At 60.4% G+C, this 23,435-nt stretch carries 28 protein-coding genes; 11 read left to right on the top strand and 17 right to left on the bottom strand.

Features of this window, described 5'->3' with window-relative positions; all coding sequences use genetic code 11:
- Positions 1-32 precede the first annotated feature (32 nt).
- Positions 33-578 (top strand): hypoxanthine phosphoribosyltransferase, encoded by a 546-nt coding sequence (gene hpt, locus JYU29_RS17615; protein ID WP_213986171.1) that lies wholly within the window; start codon positions 33-35, stop codon positions 576-578.
- Here the strand turns inward: hpt and JYU29_RS17620 are convergent.
- Both JYU29_RS17620 and JYU29_RS17625 read right to left on the bottom strand, forming a co-directional pair.
- The gene (locus JYU29_RS17620) at positions 575-871 is read right to left on the bottom strand and encodes a GNAT family N-acetyltransferase (protein WP_213986172.1); all 297 of its coding nucleotides are present in this window, start codon (positions 869-871) and stop codon (positions 575-577) included. The two genes, hpt and JYU29_RS17620, sit on opposite strands and share 4 nt — an antisense overlap.
- Positions 872-977: 106 nt before the next feature.
- The gene (locus JYU29_RS17625) at positions 978-2,003 is read right to left on the bottom strand and encodes a PRC-barrel domain-containing protein (RefSeq protein ID WP_213986173.1); all 1,026 of its coding nucleotides are present in this window, start codon (positions 2,001-2,003) and stop codon (positions 978-980) included.
- 259 nt (positions 2,004-2,262) lie between these two features.
- Here JYU29_RS17625 and JYU29_RS17630 point away from each other — a divergent pair, with 259 nt between their 5' ends.
- The gene (locus JYU29_RS17630) at positions 2,263-3,165 is read left to right on the top strand and encodes a diacylglycerol/lipid kinase family protein (protein ID WP_213986174.1); all 903 of its coding nucleotides are present in this window, start codon (positions 2,263-2,265) and stop codon (positions 3,163-3,165) included.
- Positions 3,166-3,202: 37 nt separating this feature from the next.
- Here the strand turns inward: JYU29_RS17630 and JYU29_RS17635 are convergent, their stop codons facing one another.
- Positions 3,203-3,439 carry a hypothetical protein gene (locus JYU29_RS17635; RefSeq protein ID WP_213986175.1) on the bottom strand — a complete coding sequence of 79 codons (237 nt, stop codon included), beginning with the start codon at positions 3,437-3,439 and terminating at the stop codon, positions 3,203-3,205.
- Between the two features lie 176 nt (positions 3,440-3,615).
- Between JYU29_RS17635 and JYU29_RS17640 the strand changes: the two genes are divergently transcribed.
- The gene (locus JYU29_RS17640) at positions 3,616-5,139 is read left to right on the top strand and encodes a sensor histidine kinase (RefSeq protein ID WP_250157561.1); all 1,524 of its coding nucleotides are present in this window, start codon (positions 3,616-3,618) and stop codon (positions 5,137-5,139) included.
- A gap of 121 nt (positions 5,140-5,260) precedes the next feature.
- On the opposite strand, the gene JYU29_RS17645 is transcribed toward JYU29_RS17640, so the two are convergent.
- Together JYU29_RS17645 and JYU29_RS17650 are read right to left on the bottom strand one after the other, a co-directional pair.
- Complete coding sequence (locus tag JYU29_RS17645; RefSeq protein WP_213986176.1) at positions 5,261-5,713, bottom strand: hypothetical protein; 453 nt, start codon at positions 5,711-5,713, stop codon at positions 5,261-5,263.
- A 5-nt stretch (positions 5,714-5,718) separates the two neighbouring features.
- Positions 5,719-6,024, bottom strand: a complete 306-nt coding sequence (locus JYU29_RS17650; protein WP_213986177.1) for a hypothetical protein — start codon at positions 6,022-6,024, stop codon at positions 5,719-5,721.
- Between the two features lie 119 nt (positions 6,025-6,143).
- Here JYU29_RS17650 and JYU29_RS17655 point away from each other — a divergent pair, with 119 nt between their 5' ends.
- Positions 6,144-7,259 carry an AI-2E family transporter gene (locus tag JYU29_RS17655; protein ID WP_213986178.1) on the top strand — a complete coding sequence of 372 codons (1,116 nt, stop codon included), beginning with the start codon at positions 6,144-6,146 and terminating at the stop codon, positions 7,257-7,259.
- 84 nt (positions 7,260-7,343) lie between these two features.
- On the top strand, positions 7,344-7,727 hold the full coding sequence (locus tag JYU29_RS17660) for a response regulator (protein ID WP_213986179.1): 384 nt from the start codon (positions 7,344-7,346) through the stop codon (positions 7,725-7,727).
- Between the two features lie 19 nt (positions 7,728-7,746).
- Here JYU29_RS17660 and JYU29_RS17665 read toward each other — a convergent pair whose 3' ends face one another.
- Both JYU29_RS17665 and JYU29_RS17670 read right to left on the bottom strand, forming a co-directional pair.
- On the bottom strand, positions 7,747-8,298 hold the full coding sequence (locus JYU29_RS17665) for a sigma-70 family RNA polymerase sigma factor (RefSeq protein WP_213986180.1): 552 nt from the start codon (positions 8,296-8,298) through the stop codon (positions 7,747-7,749).
- A gap of 2 nt (positions 8,299-8,300) precedes the next feature.
- Entirely contained in the window at positions 8,301-8,498 is a 198-nt protein-coding gene (locus JYU29_RS17670) for a NepR family anti-sigma factor (RefSeq protein WP_213986181.1), read from the bottom strand.
- A 206-nt stretch (positions 8,499-8,704) separates the two neighbouring features.
- Here JYU29_RS17670 and JYU29_RS17675 point away from each other — a divergent pair, with 206 nt between their 5' ends.
- The 4 genes from JYU29_RS17675 to JYU29_RS17690 all read left to right on the top strand — a co-directional run bounded on the left by JYU29_RS17675 (position 8,705) and on the right by JYU29_RS17690 (position 10,886).
- On the top strand, positions 8,705-9,496 hold the full coding sequence (locus tag JYU29_RS17675) for a response regulator (protein WP_213986182.1): 792 nt from the start codon (positions 8,705-8,707) through the stop codon (positions 9,494-9,496).
- A gap of 151 nt (positions 9,497-9,647) precedes the next feature.
- Positions 9,648-9,812, top strand: coding sequence for a DUF1328 domain-containing protein (locus tag JYU29_RS17680; protein WP_213986183.1), 165 nt, complete (start codon positions 9,648-9,650; stop codon positions 9,810-9,812).
- A 430-nt stretch (positions 9,813-10,242) separates the two neighbouring features.
- A complete protein-coding gene (locus JYU29_RS17685; RefSeq protein WP_213986184.1) occupies positions 10,243-10,569 on the top strand; it encodes a hypothetical protein in 327 nt (108 codons plus the stop codon).
- A 65-nt stretch (positions 10,570-10,634) separates the two neighbouring features.
- Positions 10,635-10,886: a YMGG-like glycine zipper-containing protein gene (locus JYU29_RS17690; RefSeq protein ID WP_189505642.1), complete on the top strand. Its 252-nt coding sequence runs from the start codon at positions 10,635-10,637 to the stop codon at positions 10,884-10,886.
- Positions 10,887-10,959: 73 nt separating this feature from the next.
- On the opposite strand, the gene JYU29_RS17695 is transcribed toward JYU29_RS17690, so the two are convergent.
- From JYU29_RS17695 to JYU29_RS17740, 10 genes are all read right to left on the bottom strand, one after another.
- Positions 10,960-11,760 carry an ATP-binding cassette domain-containing protein gene (locus JYU29_RS17695; protein WP_213986185.1) on the bottom strand — a complete coding sequence of 267 codons (801 nt, stop codon included), beginning with the start codon at positions 11,758-11,760 and terminating at the stop codon, positions 10,960-10,962.
- A 10-nt stretch (positions 11,761-11,770) separates the two neighbouring features.
- On the bottom strand, positions 11,771-13,084 hold the full coding sequence (locus tag JYU29_RS17700; protein ID WP_213986186.1) for a sugar ABC transporter permease: 1,314 nt from the start codon (positions 13,082-13,084) through the stop codon (positions 11,771-11,773).
- Positions 13,085-13,191: 107 nt separating this feature from the next.
- Entirely contained in the window at positions 13,192-14,169 is a 978-nt protein-coding gene (gene xylF / locus JYU29_RS17705) for a D-xylose ABC transporter substrate-binding protein (RefSeq protein ID WP_250157575.1), read from the bottom strand.
- A 295-nt stretch (positions 14,170-14,464) separates the two neighbouring features.
- Positions 14,465-15,154 carry a phosphate regulon transcriptional regulator PhoB gene (phoB, locus tag JYU29_RS17710; RefSeq protein WP_213986188.1) on the bottom strand — a complete coding sequence of 230 codons (690 nt, stop codon included), beginning with the start codon at positions 15,152-15,154 and terminating at the stop codon, positions 14,465-14,467.
- Between the two features lie 13 nt (positions 15,155-15,167).
- Positions 15,168-15,875: a phosphate signaling complex protein PhoU gene (gene phoU / locus JYU29_RS17715; RefSeq protein WP_213986189.1), complete on the bottom strand. Its 708-nt coding sequence runs from the start codon at positions 15,873-15,875 to the stop codon at positions 15,168-15,170.
- A gap of 20 nt (positions 15,876-15,895) precedes the next feature.
- Positions 15,896-16,648, bottom strand: a complete 753-nt coding sequence (gene pstB, locus JYU29_RS17720; RefSeq protein ID WP_347879924.1) for a phosphate ABC transporter ATP-binding protein PstB — start codon at positions 16,646-16,648, stop codon at positions 15,896-15,898.
- 128 nt (positions 16,649-16,776) lie between these two features.
- Complete coding sequence (gene pstA, locus JYU29_RS17725; protein ID WP_213986191.1) at positions 16,777-18,144, bottom strand: phosphate ABC transporter permease PstA; 1,368 nt, start codon at positions 18,142-18,144, stop codon at positions 16,777-16,779.
- A gap of 4 nt (positions 18,145-18,148) precedes the next feature.
- Positions 18,149-19,525 carry a phosphate ABC transporter permease subunit PstC gene (pstC, locus tag JYU29_RS17730; protein WP_213986192.1) on the bottom strand — a complete coding sequence of 459 codons (1,377 nt, stop codon included), beginning with the start codon at positions 19,523-19,525 and terminating at the stop codon, positions 18,149-18,151.
- Between the two features lie 139 nt (positions 19,526-19,664).
- Positions 19,665-20,690: a PstS family phosphate ABC transporter substrate-binding protein gene (locus JYU29_RS17735; protein WP_213986193.1), complete on the bottom strand. Its 1,026-nt coding sequence runs from the start codon at positions 20,688-20,690 to the stop codon at positions 19,665-19,667.
- Positions 20,691-20,947: 257 nt separating this feature from the next.
- On the bottom strand, positions 20,948-21,259 hold the full coding sequence (locus JYU29_RS17740; RefSeq protein ID WP_213986194.1) for a hypothetical protein: 312 nt from the start codon (positions 21,257-21,259) through the stop codon (positions 20,948-20,950).
- Between the two features lie 168 nt (positions 21,260-21,427).
- Between JYU29_RS17740 and JYU29_RS17745 the strand changes: the two genes are divergently transcribed.
- The gene (locus JYU29_RS17745) at positions 21,428-21,790 is read left to right on the top strand and encodes a hypothetical protein (protein WP_250157562.1); all 363 of its coding nucleotides are present in this window, start codon (positions 21,428-21,430) and stop codon (positions 21,788-21,790) included.
- Between the two features lie 159 nt (positions 21,791-21,949).
- Positions 21,950-23,434: a sensor histidine kinase gene (locus JYU29_RS17750; RefSeq protein ID WP_213986195.1), complete on the top strand. Its 1,485-nt coding sequence runs from the start codon at positions 21,950-21,952 to the stop codon at positions 23,432-23,434.
- The last annotated feature ends 1 nt before the right edge of the window (position 23,435 follow it).

A 23,435-nucleotide genomic window follows, 5' to 3' on the forward strand; every position in this document is an offset into this window, starting at 1 on the left:
CCGAGCGGCAGGTTTGTTGCTTGTGAGGTTCCATGCCGGTTGTTCGCGAAAAAGACATCGAGGTTCTGTTCAGCGCCGAGGAGATCGCGCGCCGCAACCTCGAACTGGCCAAGGAAATCACGGCGCATGAATACAAGGACCTCCTGGTCATCTCGATCCTGAAGGGTTCCTTCATCTTCGCCGCCGACCTGATCCGCGCCATGCACGAGATGGGTTCGGCTCCAGAAGTCGAGTTCATGTTCATCTCGTCTTACGGCGCCGGCACAACGAGCGGCGAAGTGCGCGTGTTGCGCGACATCGATAATGATGTCACCGGCCGCGACGTTCTTCTGGTCGACGACATTCTGGAATCCGGTAAGACGCTGAAGTTCACACGCGATCTGCTTCTGTCGCGCGGCGCTAAGAGCGTGTCGCTCGCCGTGCTGCTCGACAAGACGTCGCGTCGGCAGATCGAACTCAACGCCGATTATGTCGGCTTCAACTGCCCAGATTATTTCGTGGTGGGCTACGGCATGGATGTCGCGCATGCCTTCCGCGAACTGCCTTATGTCGGCATCGTCAAGGGCGACGCCGCTTAAGCGCGCACGTCTTCCCACTCATCCGCATGGCGCTTGAAGGCGCCGGCGACATACCAGCAGGTTGCGCGGATCTTCACGCCTTCCTGCCGCGCATCCGCAACCAGCCGGTCAACGAGCTTGGCTGCAAGATCGCCGCCGCGGTTGGCTGGAGGAACGAAGGTGTGGGTGGCGATCCACTGTGTGGGCGAGGTCTTCACGAGCGTCAGCTCCGCTTCTCCGCCATCGGGCATGGTCTTGAAATAACGGCGGCGCTGTGCGTCGTCTTCCATATTGAAGTCGGCGATCTCGGTCACGGGCCAGTCTCCGTCGTTGAAACCAATCAGATGGTTGCCGCGTCAAACGCAAACAAGAAAAAGCCCGCGCATTTCGGCGCGGGCTCTTTTTACGTGACGACCAAACTTACTGGGTCGTGGTCATACGCTGCTGGTCGCGCTCGGCGTCCCAGGTATCAGCATTGTACTCAGGCTGAGCCTCGAGCTGTTCCTTGGTGAAGGTGGTGTAGAGGTAACGATCACCATCTTCGTCCTGCATGAACTTCAGATCGTCCATGGCAACAGCAACCGGCTTTTCGCCGATCCCGAGGAAGCCGCCAACGTCGATGATGATCGCGTCGACCTTGCCGTCCTTGGTGAGAACAACGTCGCCGATGTCGCCGACATTGGCGTCTTCAGCACCGTATACGGTCGTGCCTTCGAGGTTTTCTGCCGTCAGTTCTTCAGCCGGAACTTCCGTCATCGTCGCACGATCAGCTGCTGCCGTGTTGTTTGCAGCGGTGTCGTTCGTTGCGGCCGGAGCTGCAGCCGTGTCGTTCATTGCCGGAGCCGCAGCCGTGCCACCTGCTGCCGGAGCAGCGGCCATGCCGGTCGTTGCCGTGCCTGCAGCCGGAGCCATCGACGAGTCGGTGCCGGTCGTTGCAGGCATTGCCGTGCCACCATTGTTGGCAGCATTCGTGTTGGCAGGCTCATAAGCGCGGCGATCGAAAGCCGGCAGTTCCTTCAGGGCGTCAGACGTGGTCGGAACAACGATCCAGCGATCGCCATCCTTCTCAGCCCAATCGATGTCGTTGTACGACAGGGCAACGTTCTTCTCGCCGATGCCGAGGAAGCCGCCAACACCAACGATCACGGATTCGATCTGGCCGCTGTCGCTGAGTACCAGGTCGTTGACGTTACCGATGTTCTCGGCGTCGTCGCCGGTGCCGTTGTATACGGTTTCGCCGATCAGGTTGCTGGCGAGCTGACCATCAGCCGGGACAACGGCTGCTTCCATCGGTGCGTTGGTCTCGCCAGCAGCCGGAGCGGTCGCGGCTGGGGCGTTCGTCGTTGCCGGTGCGTCGGCCGGTGCCGGGGTTGTCGCGGTCTGGGCGAAAGCGCCCGTGGCGATAACAGATGCAATAGCGGTCGTGGCTAAAAGCTTGCGGATCATAGTAAGCTCTCCTTGTTCGTGTTTTAAGGGATCAGACCGCGACACATCAGCAAGCCAATTTGTCCAGTGCGGCCGTTCCGAGGGGCAAACGGCGTGTTCTCGAAATCGTTCCGGATTGATAGAAGCGTTTTCGAAAACAGAAAATTGTCCGGCCTGTTGATTTTCTGCCTACCCACTCTTCAACGACCACCTAAACCTCTATCTCTGTTCCGGTCCCCGCTTGTGGTGGACGGCGATCAACCACAAGGGCGTCGAGACGATGCATTTTCTTGCAGTTCTCAATCGGGATGGCGGCACGTTGCGCACCACCGACCTGGATGCCTTTGCCGAGCGCAGCCGCGCAGCGCTGGAAAAGGAGGGCCATACGCTCGAGGTGGAGATCGTGTCCGGCAAGGACATCGTGCCCGCTTTAAAGAAAGCATCGCAACAGGGATCGGTCGATGTGGTGATTGCGGGCGGTGGCGACGGCACCATTTCGGCCGCGGCTGCCTGCCTGATGAACAGCGACACGGCGCTCGCCGTTTTGCCAGCAGGAACCATGAACCTGTTCGCCCGTAGTCTTCAGATCCCAATGGGCCTGGACGCTGCCATGACCGCCTTTGCAACCGGTCAGGTCCGGGCCGTCGATCTTGCGACGGCAAACGGCAAGCCGTTCGTGCATCAGTTCTCGCTCGGCCTTCATGCCAAGCTCGTCGATCTCAGAGACAAGATGGAATATGCGTCACGTTTGGGCAAAATGCGCGCTTCGATGCGCGCGGCCTTCTTGACCGTGTTTCAGCCGCCGCGCGTCAACATCACCATCAAGACCGATCAGGCGGAGATCGTCGCCCGCACGACGGGGATCGGCATCACCAACAATCTGTTTGGCGAAGGCCACCTGCCCTATGCCGACCGCCTCGATCAGGGTGTGCTGGGCGTTTACCTGACGACGGCGCAGACTTCGCGCGAGATCGTCAGTTTCCTCGTCAACCTCGCGAGGGGACGCTGGAAGAATAATGCGCGGGTGGAAATCCACGAGACCACGGCGCTGACGATGACGGTGCGCGGCCGTCGTCGCAAACCCTATCGCTGCGTGATTGATGGTGAATCAGGGGATCTCGCGCGTGAAACAGTGATCAAAATTCATCCCGGAGCCCTGAAAGTACTAACGCCCGCTCAATGAGCGGGCGTTATATCTTCTAACAAAGAAGCGCGATGGATCAGTTGACGACGGCGGAGTTGCCTGCCGGTTCCGTCTGCGTCGAGGGCGCGACGGCATTGTCGGGCTCGGGATCGATGGACTGGCCGAACATCTCCGCTCCGAACCAGGCAACAGCTGCAAGAACCAGAGCGCAGATCAGGACGATCAGCACGGGCTGGCCGAGCTTGCCCTGACGGGCCTTGTCCGGCGAAACGTCCTTGTCCACTACCGGCCTGCCGGCGTTATGCTTATCCATATCGGTCTCCCACCATAATTATTAAATTCAACATTCCTCAATGCGGCGCGAGCCACTTTGTTCCCTGGCTGCCCCAAGGAGAGGGAAGGCATTCCTGAAATAGCTGAGGTAAGCCCTTTCCAACACAGTCCTTGTTCCTAGCTAAGGCTGTGAGTCCTGGTAGAACGATCCCCATATTGTCGGTAGCCGAAGACCAGTATCGCACGCTTCCACAACACGTCCGTGACGTGTTGGACAGCGAATCGCGCATTGAAGTCCTGCGTTCGCTCGACAATACCTCCGGTATCAAGGACGCCGACTTCGACGCCATGACAGCCTTGGCGTCGCAGGTCATGCAAACACCCATTGCATTGGTGTCGCTGGTTGGACGCGACAAGCAGGAGTTCCGCTCCAGGATCGGCACCGATCTGGAAGGAAGCCCCGCAGAGATTTCTTTCTGCGCGCATACGATCGCCGAAGAGGGTGACGCACCCTTTCTCGTCGAGAATGCCACGCTTGATGCACGCTTTGCTAAAAACGAGCTTGTCACCGGTCCGCTCCACATCCGCTTCTATGCCGGCAGTCCCCTGATCGTCGGCGGCGAGAAGGTCGGCTCGCTTTGCGTTCTGGATACCGTCCCACGCGAGCGGCCCGACGATGCGCGGCTTGCTCAGCTCAAAAGCATGGCGACGCTGGTTTCATCCCTGCTGCAGCTCAAGGACAGCGCACGAAAGGGCGATATCGCCCGAACGGCTTTGGTCCAGGAAAAGAAGCGCCACACGCTGGCCCTTGAAGCCGCTTCCATAGCGAGCTGGGTCTGGGATCTGCGCAGCAACAGGATCGATTGCGACGAATTGCTGCCGCAGATGCTGGGGCTACCCGTCGCAAACCGCATTCGCGCAAGCGACCTGCTGCGTGCCATCGATCGCCGCGATCGTCGTCATTCCGTTCTGCAGTTGCGGCAAGCGCTGCAAACAGGCCGCGATTATATGGGTGAATATCGAGTTGGGAACACACAGCCCACCCGCTGGCTGGGTGCCAGAGGCCGCGTCCTCGATCATGATGCGCAGGGACGGCCGACGCTCGTTTTTGGCGTGAACTTCGACATCACCGCGACCAAGACCTCGGAAGAGCGGCAGCGCCTTCTTCTGCGCGAGATCAATCACCGCGTGAAAAACACGCTGGCGACGGTGCAGGCTCTTGCGACGCAAACCCTGCGTCACACCCGAGAACCACGCGATTTCCTGTCCGCCTTCAACGGCAGGCTTCAGGCGCTTGGACTGGCGCATGGTCTGTTGTCGGACATGGAATGGGGCGGGATCGATCTGGCTGAAGTCATCAGTCTTCAGGCGATGCCCTTTACCGACAAGGCCGATCCGCGCATCTATTCGATCGGGCCGTCCATCTCGCTGTCCCCTGACCAGGCGCTTGGTCTGGGGCTGATCCTGCATGAACTTGGCAGCAACGCGCTGAAACATGGCGCGCTTTCAACCCAGACTGGCCATGTCGATGTCTCGTGGCAGCTGGAAGGGACGCGTGACCATCCACGCGTCACGCTGCACTGGGAAGAATGCGGTGGACCGGTCGTCACCGAACCCAGACGCTCGGGCTTCGGCTCCATCTTGATCAAACGCAGCCTGGACAAGGTACTGGGTTCGAAGGTCGATCACCGCTTTCTGCCGGAAGGTGTTCAGGCCGAGATTTCACTTCCGCTGGAATAAGTGCAAGGCGAAGGCGGGCTGGGGTTCATCCCGCTTCTTCAGCCAGTGAGCAGATAAAAGTGAGCAGACATAAAAAAAGGCCGCGCAGGATGTGCGCGGCCTTTTTTCGGATCAAGAAAATCTATGCGCCAGGATCATCGGCGTTGCGGCGTCTTTGATAAAGCGAGTAGGCCACCCCAAGAACGAGCGGTGTTACGACTGCAGCAGCGCCGGTGGCCTTGCCACGACGTCCACGCAGCATGCTCGGCAAAGCGGCAATCGCTGCCGTCGCGCCAAGGCTGACCATGTCGGACTTGCGCTTTTCGGCGATCCGACGCTGTTCGGCACGCGCACGCGCCTGATGCGCCATCAAGACGATCACACCAATCACCAGGAAGCCGACACCGAGGATCAGTGCGGCAGCCAACGGTCCGACCATACGCGCAAGCTGGATGTAACCGCCGATCAGCAAGAAGCTGGCGCCAAGAAGCACGAAGAGCAGCGCCACCACATAGGCAAGCACTGCACGCTTCGTGCGTTCAACGGTCAGCCCGATCTCGCCGGTAGCGAAGGCCGCGATGAGCGGTCCAAGCACAGGACTTACCGACGGTTGATCAGCGCCAAGACGTAGCCGACTGCTGCGGCAACGGCCAGCGCGGTAAGCGGCTTTTCCTGAACGCGGGCAACGACCTGATCTTCGAGATCATGAGCATTGGTGCGAAGACGATCGACGCTCTGCTGTGCGACGGCCTTGGCCGTATCAAGGGACTGGCTGCCCGCGGCGCCGATCTGCTTGGTCAAGTTCGCCAGGTCGGAACGCAGGCGAGCGATCTCGGCTTCGAGGTCCTGCGGCGTACGGTCTGCATTCTGATTTGTCTGCGATTCAGCGTTCGGCGAGTTGGCCATAAATGACTCCTGTTACATCAACGCTGCTATAACGCGTTCGAAGCAGCTATGTTCCCGCGAGGAACCATCATTGAAGCTCCACGTTTGGGGGCTCGCTACGGACAGGTTAAAGCATCAGGATGAACCGGACTATCAAGCGCGCGCCGATCGTCCGGCTTCCACCGCGATCCAACACAGAAATCGTGATCGCCCGCTCGGCACAGGTTGCCATGATCATCGTTGGTGTGCTGGCGGTGATCGCAGCACTGTATGCCGGCAAGTTCATTCTGGCGCCGATCTTCCTAGGCGTCACGATCGGCCTGATGCTCGGACCGGTTGCAACACGGGTCGAGCGTTATGCCGTGTCTTCGAGCCTGACCGGCGTGATCGTCGTCCTTATCTTCCTCGCCCTTTTGAGTGGACTGGTTTTTGCCGTGGCAGCGCCGCTGTCTTTCTGGGTCGAGCGCATACCGGCCATGTTCAGTGACCTGCGACTGCGTTTGACGGAATTCCAGGGACCGATCGAAACCATCCGCACGATGCGCGAACAGCTGCGTTCGGTCACTGGCGGCAGCGAAAGCCTGCCTGTTTCGGTCGACGACGACTCTGCGGTTGCCAGCCTCGCGATCCTGGCGCCAAGCGTGTTCGCCCAGATCCTGCTGTTCTTCGCCAGCCTGTATTTCTTCATCGCCACCCGGCACGAAACGCGCAAGGCCATCTTGCAGCTATGCATCCGCCGTCGGCTGCGCTGGCGCGTCGCGCATATCTTCCGCGACATCGAGCGCTTGGTGTCGCGCTATCTTCTTTCGATCGCGCTGATCAATATCGCCCATGGCGCAGCCGTGGTGGTGGCGATGTGGGTGCTCGACGTGCCCTCCCCCATTCTGTGGGGCGCGATCGCCGCCCTGTTCAACTTCGTTCCCTATCTCGGACCCGCCCTGACTGCCGTGATCCTGTTTGCTGTCGGTTTGGCGGAATTTGACACGTTCACGGCAAGCCTGCTGCCCGTGATCATCTATCTGGCGATCCACTTGATCGAAGCGCAGTTCGTCACGCCCATGGTGATCGGCCGCGCCATGACGCTGAACCCGTTTGCGGTGTTGATCGCGCTGGCCTTCTGGATCTGGCTGTGGGGACCTATCGGCGGCTTCATCGCCATTCCCGGCCTGCTGATCCTGTATGCCGTGGTGTGGAACCTGATCCCGGGGATCGCGGCCGACAACGCGGTGAGCAGAAGCGATGATCACGTGCTTTGATCGCTATCCGCAACATGTCTTATTTAAATGACAAAATTGCGTTCTCCAGCGATGCAACGGGCATAACGCTATGGAGATTCGTGATTGGCAGATCAGTTCCTCAAAGGGCTTCGGGTTTTGTTGCTCGAAGATGAGTTTCTGATCGCGCTTGATGTCGAGCAGATCTGCTACGACGAAGGCTGCGCCGAAGTGCAGACCTTTCGCGATCTGTCCGAAGTCAACGACGCCGTTTTGAACGCGAACAGCTTCGATCTGGCAATCGTGGACGTCATGATGGGCGAAGGCATGACCCTGCCGCTGGCAGACAAGCTGCGCAGCCGTGGCGTCCCGTTCGTGTTTTCAACCGGTCTGTCGCGGACCGAAGACACGTTCCGCGACTTCAGCGATGTTCCGGTCGTGACCAAACCCTATGCGAGCCATCAGTTGACGGCTGCGATGCAGGCGGCACTCAGCACAAGGCGCAGCTGAAACCGCGCCTTGCTCGAGATCAGACGCCGGCGCCTGATCCCATCACGTGAGCGGCAATGGCATCGGGACCATAATCCGCCTCGCCTGAAACCTTCAGGATGTCCTGCAAACGCGTGCGAGCACGGCTGACGCGGCTCTTGATGGTGCCCACGGCGCAGTTGCAGATTTCGGCAGCTTCCTCGTAGGAAAAGCCGGATGCGCCGATCAGGATGATCGCTTCGCGCTGATCCTCTGGCAGCTTTTCGAGCGCTGCACGAAAATCTTCCAGATCGAGCGAGCCATGCTGCGACGGATGGATTGCAAGCCGGGCCGTCATCGCGCCGTCGCTGTCCTGAACTTCGCGGCCGCGCTTGCGCATCTGCGAATAGAACTCGTTGCGAAGGATCGTGAACAACCAGGCTTTGAGGTTGGTGCCGGGCTGGAAGCTCGATTGCTTGTCCCACGCCTTCACAAGCGTTTCTTGAACAAGATCGTCGGCCTTGTCGGAATTCTGCGTCAACGATACGCCGAACGCGCGCAGGCTGGGAATTGCGCCAAGCAAGTCTTGCTTGAACTGCAGGCTGTCCGACATCGTCAGTCCTTTTTCCGACCCGAGTCCGCTGCTTCCAGCTTGCTCAACAGGTCCATGAAACGATCCGGAACATCATCCGACACGATCCCGTCATAGAACTGCTTCAGCTTGCGTCCTATTTCGGTGTTGGTTCCAAGCGGATCAAGATGACCACCCTGCCGCGCAGCCTCGTGCTGCTCGGTATTTTCCTCGTCGCTCATTCCAAAACCGCCTCTCAGATCGATAGAAGGGTGTGCAGTTATCGCGCTCGCAAGCAAGCGATCGTTCAGTCTAGGCACACGCAAGCGGGTCTAAACGAGGGGATCGCAAAAATGTTCCTTTGCGCCGGAACTTTTTTCCGCGAGCCCTGTTATGAGTGAGACCCAATTTGTGGGCGCGACTTTTTTGTTCCAGGGATAATCACAGAATGAGCCTTTCCTCGTCGATCGCTCCGCACTTGCCGTATCTGCGGCGCTTTTCGCGGGCAGTGTCCGGTTCTCAGACCAGCGGTGACGCGCTCGTGGCCGCCATGCTCGAAGCGATTATCGCCGACGTCAGCATTTTTCCGGAAGCGAGCAGCGACAAGATCGCCCTCTACAAGATTTTCGCCAAGCTTTTCACATCCATCGCCGTTCGCGTTCCCGACGAAGCACCGGCATCGGCATGGGAAAAGAGCGCGGTCGCCAATCTGTCTGCTTTGGCACCTCGTCCGCGTCAGGCTTTTCTCCTGGTTGCAGTGGAAGGCTTCACGGATGCCGAGGCCGCCGAAATCCTGGATGCTCCGTCCAACGAGTTCGCTGACCTTCTGACGGAAGCCAGCAACGAGATCTCGCGTCAGGTTGCCACGGAAATCATGGTGATCGAGGACGAGCCGCTGATCGCCATGGATATCGAAGAGATGGTTGAAAGCCTCGGCCACCGCGTGGTGGGCGTTGCCCGTACCCATGCCGAAGCAACCGAGCTCTTCCACCGTACCCAGCCGAAGATGGTGCTGGCCGACATTCAGCTCGCCGATGGCAGCTCGGGTATCGATGCGGTCAACGAAATCCTGGCCGATCGCGCTGTGCCGGTGATCTTCATCACCGCCTTCCCCGAGCGCCTGTTGACGGGCGAACGCCCCGAACCGGCTTTCCTCGTGACCAAGCCGTTCAACCCGGACATGGTCAAGGCGCTGATCAGCCAGGCGCTGTTCTTCGACCAGCAAAAAGCCGCCGCTTAAGAAACGTTCAGGCACCGTTCAGGGAAGTTGCCTTAACAAGGAATTGAAAGTTTTTAGAGAAAGCGCAGCCTCGATGCTGTGCTTCTTTAAGCTTGTTTCCGGGAACAGCGTCCTCCCAAGCGCGTTCCCCTCGGCGTAAGGAGTAAAAACGATGCTCTACTGGTTTATTGTATCCGCCGTTGTTGCCGCGATTGCCGGCGCTTTGAGCGTGAGCGTCACTGCGACGTCGATCGGCATGGCACAGGTTCTGATCATGATGCTGTGCGCATTCGTGGTCATCTCCCTGTTTACAGGTGTCATGCGCCGCGTGCGCTGATCCCCGCGATCCGAACAGAAAAAGGGCGCCTCGAGCGCCCTTTTTGTTGTCTGGAGGAAACTCGAACTGCAGCTCCGCGGATCATGGGATTGGCAGGCGCTGAAAAAAAGAAAGCCGGCCTCAAAGGGCCGGCTTTTTTAAGTCTGAGAACCGAGGGGGATCGTTCTCAGTCAAGACACGACGGTCGTTGGGGGTGGGGGCGATAGGTACGACCCGCCGTGTTCGCTCCAACAACAGGCAGCGAGAAACTTGGTTCCGCACAAAAGCAAATAAATACGGTGCCTCGGATTTGTACGTCGCAACCAAGCATTGTTCCTGCTCTTGGCAGCATCAAAACACCTGCATGGGACGAACATAAATCGAGATCGTAATATTTTGTGGAACCACAAACATTGATGCTCCGTTACTAGCAGCAAATGAGGTGTTCAAAATGGAACATATTGCTGCTGTCCTTCTCCTGATCGGTTGTTCTGACGACATGAGCGCGTGCCGGGAATTGCCTGTGCAAACCGCGATCTTCGAGACCGCCCAGGAATGCGAAGCCGAGATCAACCCGGCCATTGCCGGCATGACGACGACCTATACCCAGCTGATCGGGAAATGCGTTCCCGTCGATCCTGCGATGGAAGAAGAAGACGCCGAATTGGTCTGGAACCTTCAGGCTGATGGCACGTTGTATGCTGCCGTAGAGGTTCCGGATGTCATGGTCGCTCAGAACGCCGCCGCCAAACAGGATCGCTACGTAGCACAAGAGTAACTTGCTATTGTTTGGCCCTTGTCCAATGATCCGCGGCAGGGGACGCGTTTAGGAGAGAGCAGACTATGAAGAACACCATTTTCGCGTTGGCCGCGCTCGGCACGGTAGCTGGTTGTACAACGGCTGAGCAGAGCGCAGTTGTCGGCGCAGCCGGTGGCGCTGCCATCGGCGGTCTGGCAACCGGCCGTACCTCGGGCGCCCTGATCGGTGCTGGTGCCGGCGCAGTTGCCGGTTATGTCATCGGCAAGGCCGCGACCCCGGGCTATTGCCTGTACGAAGACCGCCGCACCGGCCGTCGGTACGAAGCCCGCTGCTGATCCGGCGTGCTTCGACGGAAATAAAGAAGAGGCCCTCCGGGGCCTCTTTCTTTTTGTGGATGCCCCCGCCCGTTCAGGCTGCGGCCTTCATTGCGCCCGGACCGGGGATGGCGCCGGGCGGGCACTTGCCCAGGATGATCATGCCTAGCACTTCATCCTGCGTGACCTCGGTGGTCTTGGCCGTTCCAACCACTTGACCATTCTTCATGACGCAGACCCGATCGGCCAGATCGAACACATCATGGATGTCGTGGCTGATCAGGAAGATGCCGATCCCCTCCGACTTCAACTGCTTCACCAACTCGCCGACCTGCGCCGTTTCCTGCGGCCCAAGGGCGGCTGTCGGCTCGTCCATGATCAGGATGCGGGCATTGAAAAGGATGGCGCGCGCGATCGCGACCGACTGGCGCTGACCGCCCGACAAGCGCGCCACAGGATCCTTGAAGCGCTGAAAGCGCGGATTGAGGCGGCCCATCACCTTGCGCGCTTCGGCTTCCATAGCGACATCATCCAGCGTGCCCCAGGACGTCATCAGCTCGCGTCCAAGAAACAGATTGGCGGCAGCGTCGACATTGTCGGCCAGAGCCAGCGTCTGGTAGATCGTCTCGATACCGTATTTCTTGGCATCACGCGGGCTGTTGATCGCAACCTCCTCGCCATTGACGAGGATCGTGCCGGTATCGCGCTTGTAGGCACCCGACAGGATCTTGATCAGCGTCGACTTGCCGGCGCCGTTATGGCCGAGCAGCGCCACCACTTCGCCGGGATAAAGGTCGATCGACGCATCATCCACGGCGCGGATGCCGCCGAAAGCGATGGATATGTCACGCATCTCGACGAGCGGAACTTCGGGTGTGGGTGCGAGGGGAACCATGTTTCGCCTCCTAGACGCGCTTGCGGTACATGGTGTCGAGCCACACGGCGAGCACCAGAACGAAGCCGACAATGATGTTTTGCAGCGGCGTGTCGATGCCAAGCAGCACCATGCCGGACTGTAGCGATTGCATCAGCAGCGCGCCGAGCATGGCACCCAGCACCGTTCCAGCGCCGCCGGCAAGCGACGTGCCGCCGATCACGGCAGCCGCAATCACCAGCAGCTCGTCGAGTGTTCCGAGCGCATTGGTCGAGGCGTTCAGGCGTGCCGAGGATATCGCGGCACCGACGGCCGCCAGAAGCCCCATCAGCATGAAGATCTTCATCGTCACCCAGCGTGTCGCGATACCAGCTAGCGCCGCGGCTTCCGGATTGCCGCCGATCGCGAAGACATAGCGGCCGAAGCGGGTGCGGCGCGTCAGGAAAGTCATGACGATACCGACCGCGATGGCCATCAGCACGGGGATGGCGATGCCATGGGCGATGAACAGGCCGCCTTCCGGTGGGACGATCGCGTTTTCCTGCATGTAGCGACGCACAATACCGATCGGCCAGCCATAGGAATTGGCGATCCACACAGCTCCCAGGATCACGGCGCAGGCGACCGCGCCGAGAAAGGCTTCGGCCCAAAGGGGGCGCAGCGGAAAATGGAAGCGCTGGCGCTGGACGCGGTCCGAGCGCAGCATCCAAACGACGCCAACGCAAGCGATGAGGCCGACGATCCAGCTCCAGGTCGCGCCGATCGAGCCTTGTGGGCCGCCGCCCATCAGGCGGTAGGTTTCATCCATGGGCGCAACGGTCTGGCCCGAGGTCAGCCACCACGCGCCGCCGCGCCAGATCAGAAGGCCGCCAAGCGTCACGATGAAGGCGGGAACGCCCATATAAGCAATGACATAGCCATGCAGCGCACCGATGGCAGCACCCACAAGGAGGCCTGAGCAAAGGGCCAGGATCCAGAGCCAGGGGCTGCCGAGCGGGATGCCGAAAACCTGCGGCAGCCATTGCGCCTGCATGACGCCCATGACCATGCCGCAAAAGCCGAGGATCGAGCCGACCGACAGGTCGATATTGCGGGTCACAATCACCAGCACCATGCCCGTCGCCATGATCGCGACGGAAGCGGATTGAACGGACAAATTCCAGAGATTCCGAGGGGTTAGGAACAGACCGCCGGATAGAATATGCAGCCCGACCCAGATGATGACGAGCGCGCTCACCATACCGAGCATGCGCACATCAAGCTCGGTGGCTTTCAGAAAACGGGCGAAGGGGCCGAGGTCGGAAGCGCGTGCGCGGTCAACCGGAGTGGTGGTGGTATCGGTCATGTCTGCTCCTCCAGCCGCGCTGGATACACGCGACTTGGCGCACCATTTGGCTAAATGGCAGCACAAAACGGGGCGCTTGAAGCGCCCCGCTGTCTCGTTTCAGCGATTTAGTCGCAGCCCTTCACGCCTTCGACGGCACCCTGGCAGGCAGCCTCTTTCGAGATCCAGCCGGCATCGATCACGAGGTTCAGATTATCCTTGGTGATCGCAACGGGGGTGAGGAAGAGCGAAGTCAGTTCGGTACCCGAAGGCGACTTGAACGGCTTCACATCGGCGATGTCGGTCATCGCTTTTCCGTCGGCCATCTGCGAGGCGATTTCGGCGGCGGTCTTGCCGAGCTCGCGCGAGTCCTTCCACACGGAAACGGTCTGCGTTCCCTGCGCGATGCGGTTCAGCGCGGCGTGGTCGGCGTCCTGGCCGGAAACCGGCACGGAACCGGCGAGCCCCTGGGCGCTCAAGGCAGCGATGGCACCGCCGGCGGTGCCATCATTGGCGGCGACGACGGCATCGACCTTGTTGTCGTTGGCGGTGAGGAACTGCTCCATGTTCTTCTGGGCGTTCGCAGGCAGCCAGCCATCGGTATAGGCTTCGCCGACATTCTTGATCTTGCCGGAATCGATGGCGTCCTTCAGCACTTCCATCGCGCCGGAAAACAGGAAGTCGGCATTGGGATCGGCGCCGTTGCCCTTGATGAAGACGTAGTTGCCTTCAGGCTGCACCTTGAACACTTCGCGGGCCTGCATGCGGCCGACTTCGACATTGTCGAAGGTGAGGTAGAAGGCGTCCTTGCTGTCGATCAGACGATCATAGCCGACCACCGGAATGCCTTCGTCGACGGCTTTCTGAACGGCCGGACCGATGGCGCTGGCATCCTGCGCCAGGATGATCAGGGCGTTGGCACCCTGCGAGATCAGCGATTCCACATCGGTCAGCTGCTTGGATGCCGAGGACTGGGCGTCGGCGGAGATGTATTTGTCGCCGGCGGCCTCGATGGCCTTCTTCATCGCGGCTTCATCGGTTTTCCAGCGCTCTTCCTGGAAGTTCGACCAGGACACGCCGATGATCTTGTCCTTCGCCTGCGCCATACCGACAAAGGCAAATGACACGGTTACACCCGCCAGAAAGGCGGTTGCCAAACGATTCATGATTTCCTCCCTGCACGCAAAGAGCGCGCGTCGTTCCTCACCAAAGCCCGCGTAAACCGGCCTTCGCAAAAGTGTGACCCAGTCAAAGGGCCGCTGTCAACGTAGCCCTTTGGAGCATGCGGGAGATGACGGTGGAGAAGGAAAGCCTGCGCGAAGGGCGGCAAGGCCGGATCGTCGCAGGCCGACGGCATCACCGCCCTGCCCTGCCTGCACTGTTCGGCCGATCGGAGAGCGCTTATTCCTCGCTGATGGAATAACCGGCGCCGCGCACGGTGCGGATCACGTCCGGCATGCGGTTGGTGTTCACCGCCTTGCGCAAACGGCCGACATGCACATCGACGGTGCGCTCGTCGATATAGATCGTTTCGCCCCACACATTGTCGAGCAGCTGACCGCGCGAAAATACGCGGCCGGGATGACGCATCATGAATTCGAGCAGCCGGAATTCAGTCGGCCCGAGCTTCACTTCGCTTTGCTTGCGAAACACACGATGGGATTCGCGATCGAGAACGAGGTCGCCGACCTTGAGCACGCTCGACAGAACTTCCGGCTTGGCACGGCGCAGAAGCGCACGCACGCGCGCCAGAAACTCGGGCGTCGAAAAGGGCTTCACGAGATAATCGTCCGCACCGGTCGCCAGACCCCGCACACGGTCGCTTTCCTCGCCACGCGCCGTCAGCATGATCACCGGCAGGCGCTCGGTCTGGGGGCGAACCCGCAAACGGCGGCAGATTTCGATGCCGGACACGCCCGGCACCATCCAGTCGAGCACGAGAAGATCCGGCACATGCTCCTGAAGGCGCAGATCGGCTTCATCGCCGCGGGTGACGATCTCGACCTGATAGCCTTCGGATTCGAGATTGTACTGGAGAAGGACGCCCAACGGCTCCTCATCCTCCACGATCATGATTTTCGGTGCGATCATGTCTGGACCAATCTCAAATCACAGCCGAGGGCGTGCCGGTTTCATCGACCTTGGGCCGGTTCGCCGGAAGCTGCGTGCCCGTCATGACGTAGTAGGCGTTCTCGGCGATGTTGGTGACATGATCGCCGATGCGCTCCAGGTTCTTGGCGCAGAACAGAAGATGCGTGCAGGCGGTGATATTGCGCGGATCTTCCATCATGTAGGTCAGGAGTTCGCGGAACACGGCCGTGTATTGCACGTCGATCTTTTCATCGTCCGCGCGCAGCGGCTTCAGGGCTTCGGCATCGCGCGCGATATAGATGTCGACCACGCGTTCCAGCTGCTGGTGAACCAGCGCGGCCATCGTTTCGATGCTGTGCGTGAAGGTTTGTGGCGCGGTGCTTCTGTCGACGGCAGACACACGCTTGCCGAGGTTCTTGGCAAGATCGCCGATGCGTTCGAGATCCGAAGCGATACGGATCGCGCCGACAACCGTGCGCAGATCGTCGGCCATCGGCTGGCGCTTGGCGATCAGCGTGATGGCGCGTTCGTCGAGCTCGCGCTGGCGGGCATCCATGACCGCATCATCGGCAATCACGCGGCGCGCTTTTTCCTGCTCGCCTTCAAGCAGTGCGGAGGTCGCGGCGTCCACCATGGCAGCTGCGAAATGGCCCATGTCGCGGATGATCCGGTCGATCGCGGCCAGTTCTTCGTCGAAGGAGGTAACGGTATGTGCAACCATGATCCTGCTCCCTCCCCCGATCAGCCGAAGCGACCGGTGATGTAGTCCTGCGTGCGCTTTTCGGCCGGGCTGGTGAACATCATCTCGGTCGGGCCTTCCTCGACTAGAATCCCGAGATGGAAGAAGGCGGTGCGCTGCGACACGCGCGCGGCCTGCTGCATGGAGTGCGTCACGATCACGATCGTATAATTGGCACGCAGCTCGTCGATCAGCTCCTCGATCTTGGCGGTCGCGATCGGATCAAGCGCCGAGCACGGCTCGTCCATCAGGATCACTTCGGGCGAAACCGCGATGGCGCGCGCGATGCAAAGACGCTGCTGCTGGCCGCCGGACAGGCCGGTGCCGACTTCATGCAGGCGGTCCTTCACCTCGTTGAAGAGCGACGCCTTCTGCAAGCTTTCCACCACGATCTGCTCGAGATCGGTCTTGGACTTGGCGAGGCCATGAATGCGCGGGCCATAGGCGACATTCTCGAAGATCGTCTTCGGGAACGGGTTCGGCTTCTGGAACACCATGCCGATACGGGCGCGCAGTTCCACGACGTCGAGCTTGGGATCATAGAGATCCTCACCATCGAGCTGGATCGTGCCGGACACGCGCGCGCCCTCGATCGTGTCGTTCATGCGGTTGAGGCAGCGCAGAAAGGTCGACTTGCCGCAACCCGACGGACCGATAAAGGCAGTGACGGCCTTTTCCGGAATGTCGATCGACACATCGAACAGCGCCTGCTTCGGACCATAAAAGACGCTGACGTCCTGCGCATGGACGCGCACCTTGCGGGGCTCGGGATCGGGCGTGCGAACGGTTTGGAAGGTCTTTGGCAACGCGGCCGAACTCTGGTTGGATGACGAAGCCGGGGCAAGGGTCGCGTTCATTTTCTGCGTCTCCGGGGCATTAAACATCATGCGCGCCTTTCGAAGCGCGACCGCAGAACAATCGCGATCGCATTGAGGGCCAACATTACACTGAGAAGAACGATGATCGCCGCAGCCGTCTTCGGCTCGAAGTAATTGCGGTTCTCGTTGCCTTCCCAAAGAAAGATCTGGACCGGCAGAGCGGTCGACTGGTCGAGCGGCGTCACCGGCAGGGTCGTCACGAAGGCGTTCATGCCGATCAACAGCAAGGGTGCCGTTTCGCCGATCGCCTGCGCAACGCCGATGATCGTGGCCGTCAGGATGCCGGGATAGGTTACCGGCAGAACGTGGTGGAACACGGTCTGGGTGCGCGAAGCACCAAGCCCCAGCGCCGCCTGGCGAAGGGACGGCGGCACGGCGCGCAGCGAGGCTCGCGTGGCGATGATGACGGTCGGCAGGGTCATGAGGCTCAGCACCAGACCACCGGCCATCGGTGCCGACAGGGGCAGATGGAAGTAGTTGATGAACACTGCCGCACCCAGCAAACCGAACACGATCGACGGCACGGCTGCGAGATTGTTGATGTTGACCTCGATCAGATCGGTCAGCTTGTTCTTGGGCGCAAACTCTTCAAGGTAGATCGCGCTTGCCACGCCAACCGGTACCGCCAGCACGATCACGATGATCATCATGTAGAGCGAGCCGATAAACGCGCCGAGCAGACCGGCTTCGGCCGGAGCGTTGCGCGAATCCGTGTTGGTGAACAAAACGGACGAGAACGCCATGCGGATGCGGCCATCCTCGTAGAAGCGGTCGGCCAGCATGCGGGCGGCTTCCGGCAGCTGCTGGCGATCGCTGGCGAGCGAGCGGTCGATGTCACCCTTCAACCAGACATCGACATTGGCCGAGGCAAGCAGCTCGATCGGCACCGTCTTGCCGAGAAGATCCGGGTTTTCCACGAACATGTCGCGCAAACGGTAGCGCTCGTTCTGCGACACGAGGAACTGAACGTCGCGCGCGCTCATCTCGACATCGGGCGCTTCGGCGCGGATGCTGTTTTCGATGATGCGGTTCCAGTTCACCATCGTCACCTTGCGCTGCCAATCGAGATTGGCGCGTCGCAAGGCGGCAGGCGACTGGTCGGTGTCTGCAACAGGCTTTGGATCGACCTTGATGATGGCGGGATCGAAGGTGACGTCGACCTTCACCACCGGCTGCCAGAAGGCCGGCAGACCTTCATGAAGGATGGTGCTGAACAGAAAGAGCACGAAGCCGATCGCAACCGTGACCGAGGCGATGCCGTAGAAGCGGAAGCGTTTTTCCGCGTTGCGGCGACGGCGCAGGCTGGCCTGGATGCGGCTGCGGTTGGGTGAACCGGCGGATGCGGCGGGAGAGGACATGGCGGAAACACTCATGATCTTACTCGTACTGCTCCCGATATTTGCGCACGACGTAGAGCGCGATCACGTTCAAGCAGAGCGTCATGCCGAACAGCGTCAGGCCAAGCGCAAAGGCGACGAGGCTTTGCGGGCTGGCGAAGTTGGTGTCGCCTGTCAGCTGGTTGACGATCGACACGGTGACGGTGGAGGTCGCCTCGAACGGGTTGAAGCGCAGGATGGGCGCATTGCCGGCCGCGAGCACCACGATCATGGTTTCACCGAACGCCTTCGACACGGCGAGCAGAAAAGCGCCGACGATGCCGGGCAATGCCGCGGGAAGCACCACGCGCTTGATCGTTTCCGACTTGGTGGCGCCCATGCCAAGCGACCCGTCGCGCATCGCGCGCGGCACCTGCGTGATGATGTCGTCCGACAGGGATGACACGAAGGGGATGATCATGATCCCCATCGCGATGCCGGCCGTCAACGCCGATGTTGCGCGGATCGGCACGCCGATCATTGCGCCCAGCGCCGACAAAGCCGGTCCGAGCGTGACGAGCGCGAAGAAGCCGTAGATCACCGAGGGGATGCCGGCGAGGATCTCGATCATCGGCTTGGCAAAGGCGCGCACTTTGCGCGGCGCATATTCAGCCAGATAGATCGCCGACATCAAACCGAGCGGAATGGCCACCAGCATGGCGATGGCCGACACCATGATGGTGCCCCACAAAAGCGGCAGCAAACCATACTGGCCGTAATCGCCGCTGGCAGTGGCGGCAAAGCGCGGCGCCCACACGGTGCCGAAGAAGAAGTCGGCCGGCGAGATGAAGGAAAAAAAGCGCAGCGCTTCGCGCAGAAGCGAAGCGATGATGCCGACGGTGGTCAGGATCGCGATGCCCGAGCAGATGGCGAGCAGCACCTTCACGATCGTTTCGAACTCGTTGCGGGCACGAAGCCGCGGCGCGATCCGCGCACGCATGGCGACGAGGCCGATGATGCCCACACCCGCCGCCACGGCTACCATTGCCCAGAAGGTCAGCAGGCGGAATTCATGCAGCGCCTGTCCGGCGGCGTTCTCATAAGGCTGGGCATCGCCCACCACGCCGAAGCCGGTGGAAATCTGCTCGACGCGGCGAAGCGCATCGCGCAGCTGCGTTGGATCGCCGTTCACCACCTCGGCCGGCAAAAGCGACAGCGTGTAGGAGCGCACGACATCGTCGCCCACGAAGAACCAGATCAGGAGAATGGCGAGCGCGGGCACGAGGCACCAGAGCGCGACCATCAAACCGTGATAGTTCGGGCGCGAGTGCATCTTCAACGTGCTGCCGCCGGCAACCGCGCGGCTGCGCGAAAGGCCGACCTGATAAGACAGCGCCAGGAGAAGGAGTAGCAGAGCGGCGACGACCAGGCTGTTCACGAACCCACTCCATCAGGAAACATCGGGCAGCGCATGACTGTGCGCATCGGACTTGGCAAGGGGATGCGAGCGGTACCGCGCCAAGAATGCACGGAAAAAGGCGGAGCGCCAACGCGCCCCGCCTTCTCATCATTCCAGCTTACTTGGCTGCTTCGAGGGTCTTGCCGTCTTCAAACGCCTTGAGAACCTCGGCGCGCTCTTCGTCCGGCATCGGGATCAGGCCAGCGCTTTCCAGCGTACCGCCAGAACCGGTCATGCCGTCGGACAGGAAGAACTCGGTGTATTCCTTGATGCCCGGGATCGTGCCGATGTGCTCGCCCTTCACGTAGAAGAACAGAGGGCGTGACACCGGATATTCGCCGGAAGCGACGGTCTCGAGCGAAGGCGTGACGCCCTCGACGGTGGCGACCTTCAGCGTATCGCGGTTCTGGTCGTAGAAGGACAGACCGAACACGCCGACGGTGGACGGATTGGCCTGCAGGCGAGCGAGCGTTTCGGTGTAATCGCCCGAAATCTCGACAACGACGTCCTGGCGGAAGGTCTCGCAAGCCTTCGTCATGGCTTCCTTTTCCATTTCCGGCAGACCGGCTTCCTTGCAGCCCGGCGCGATCATCTTTTCCTGGAAGACTTCGCGGGTGCCGTGGTTGGAGCCAGGGATTGCGACGTTGATTTCCTGGTCGGGAAGCGAAGGATCGACATCCTTCCAGCTCTTGTAGGGGTTGGCGACCATCTTGCCGTCAACGGGAACTTCGGCGGCAATGGCCTTGTAGACCATGACCGGCGTCAGGGCGAAGTCTTCCTTGTCGGCGCTGGTGGCGAACACGATGCCATCATAGCCGATCCGGACTTCCTGGATCTTGGCGACGCCATTGGCCTGGCAGGTCTCGATCTCTTCGGCCTTGATCGGGCGCGAGGCGTTGGCGATGTCGATCGTGTTTTCACCGACGCCCTGGCAGAACTGCTTCAGGCCGCCGCCCGAACCACCGGAGCCGACCACCGGCGCCTTGAAGTCTGGAAATGCATTGCCGAACTCTTCCGCGACGATCGAGGCGAAAGGCAGCACGGTCGAGGAACCGGCGATCTGGATGGTGTCGCGGGACTGAGCCGAGGCTGGGCCAGCGAGAAGGATCGCCGCTACGGCTGTCGAAAGCAAAAGCTTGGTCATGGAGCCTACTCCGTTCCGGAAAAAATCTCTTCGGACACGCCGCAAGGCTTGCTGCCAGCGGCGATGAGGGAGGCTTTAGGGGGTCCATGTAACAGTTACATGACAGTTTTATATCGGCTCAATGATGCGTGCCGATGCGTTTGCGCAATGGCCTACGGAGCGCAGTTCGAGCGTCTTTCGCGCAGTGAGTTTTCACTGGCGCCGAAACAAAAAAAGCCGGCTCGAAAGCCGGCTCTTTCATGAAATGGGTGCTGCGATCAGCGGCGCGAGAAGAAGAACGCGATCAGCAGGCCGATGATGGTGATGCCCACGGCGGTGGTTGCCACCGGGTTTTCCTTGGCCGTGTTTTCCACGAAGCGGGCCTTGGAGTAGATCTCCTTGCGCGCGCCCTTCGTGTTGGTGAGGAAGCTGTCGATCATGTCAGCGATGGTTTCGGACGCATCGTCATAAACCTGCGACGACTGCTTCTTCACCTGCTTGCGCAGAACAGCCACTTCCTTCTGCAAGGAAGCAAGCTGATCGCCTACGTCGCTTTCAAGATCGTCGCGGAATTTCGAAAAAGACGCCATGGATCAGTCCTCAAATCAATGATTGGAAGTTTTCTGAACGGTTTGACGCGAGCTTTGTTCCCGGGCGGGACGTTTCGGGAGCGCGAGAATTTGCCGGATCATCCCGCAACGAACCGCCGCCACAACGGTTCTAGATCCGAACACCCTGTTTTGCGCAAGGAAACCAAGATGACCGACCAGAACAATCGCGAGAATGCGGAGATCGACGCGGAACGCGCTGAAACCATTCATGACCGCTCGCTGCAGGCCGCTTCGGCCCAGAACGAGGAAGCAGCTCTTGCCGGAAGCGATCTGCTTGATGGCGGCGCAGAAGACGCCGCCCTCGCCGATGCCGACCTGTTCGACAACGAAGACGACCTCGTGCCGCTCGACCAGATCGAAAACCTCGATGACGACGAAGCCGAGGACGTGACCGGTCAGGACGACGACAATCCGTATCAGGAGTCGGACGAGGCTTTGCCGGACGACCAGGAAGAACGCTCGATCGCCCGCGACAATTCCCGCGAAGGCTCGCGTTTCGATCAGGTCTGACCCCTCGCAAATTGAGAAAAATGGCCCGGCTGTTTCAGCCGGGCTTTTTTTATGTCAGGAGATCGGCCAAGGCTGATGCCGATCTTTTCTGTTGGTGATGACCCAGCGCGCTTAAGACGTTAGACTGACTTTATTTCCGTGTTGGACGAACGCCCATCTATGACGAATTCTGAATGGGTGAATGACCCGGTCCTGCAAGGTGGCGGCGAGTGCGGCGCGCTGATGCGCGCGCTCGATTGGACGCGCTGCCCGCTTGGCGTTCCGAGCTCCTGGACACCGCAGCTGCGCACCACGGTCGGTTTGGCGCTCGGCTCCGTTCAGCCGATGCTGATCGTCTGGGGCCCCGAGCAGATCACGCTCTATAATGACGGCTATGCCGTGATGTGCGGCAAGCGTCATCCGGCCTCCTTGGGCCAGCCTTTCAAGGATCTCTGGTTCGATATCTGGGACTCGGTCGAGCCCATCCTGACCCGCGCCTATGACGGGTTGGGCACGCAGATGGACGACATCCAGTTCACCATGCATCGTAACGGCTATCCCGAGGAAACGCATTTCGCCTTTTCCTACACGCCCGTGCGCGCCGATGACGGCACGGTGCTCGGCATGTTCTGCGCCTGCACGGAAACCACGGGGCAAATTCTCGCCAAGCGTCGGCATGATCGCGAGAGCGACCTGCTCAGGCAGGTTTTCGAACAGGCGCCGGGCAGCGTCGCGGTGCTTCGTGGCGACAGCTATGTCTTCGAAATGGCCAATGCATCTTATGAAAAGCTGGTCGGCCGCAGCGATCTGATCGGCAAAAAGGTCGACGATGCACTGCCGGAGGTCGCCGAACAGGGCTTCATCGATCTTCTGGACCAGGTGTACCGCAGCGGCGAAACCTATGCCGGCACCAACATGCCGATCACGCTCCAGTCCGGCCGCAATGGCGAGGCTGAAGAACGCTTCATCGATTTCGTTTATCAGCCGCTGCGGGGTGCGAACGGAAGCGTGGACGGTATCTTCGTTCAGTCCCTGGACGTCACCGACCGCGTGCAATCCGACCGCCAGCAGGAAGTCCTGAACCAGGAACTGGCGCACAGGCTGAAGAACCAGCTGGCGATGGTGCAGGCGATCGTTTCGCAGACCATGCGCTCGGCTGACAATCTGGCCGACGCACGCAAGAGCATCACCGACCGCATTCAGGTCCTCGGCCGCGCCCACGACATGATCCAGGTCGGCGTCGGCGGACGCACAAGCGTGACCGAGATCGTGGATGCCGTGGTCAACCTGCACAGCGACTTCCGCAACCAGCAGTTCACGATCAACGGTCCGAAGATCGCCTTCGGCTCCAGACAGGCTCTGTCGCTGTCGCTAATCCTTCACGAACTGGCCACCAACGCCTTCAAGCACGGTGCGCTGTCGGTGGAAGACGGACAGATCGACCTGCACTGGAGTGTGGAAACGCGCGACGGTCTCGAGCATTTTGTGATGGAATGGACGGAAAGCAACGGACCGCTCGTGGCCGAGCCTTCCACCCTGGGATCCGGCAGCCGCCTCATCAAGGCAGGCTTGGCCGGCGCGATCCGCTGCCGTGGTGAATCGATCTACGCGCCAGAAGGCTTCCGCTTCCGCTTGTCAGCCGATCTGTCGAGCCTGCGCGATTAAG

Source organism: Tianweitania aestuarii (genome assembly GCF_018457165.1).
GTDB classification, from domain to species: domain Bacteria; phylum Pseudomonadota; class Alphaproteobacteria; order Rhizobiales; family Rhizobiaceae; genus Tianweitania; species Tianweitania aestuarii.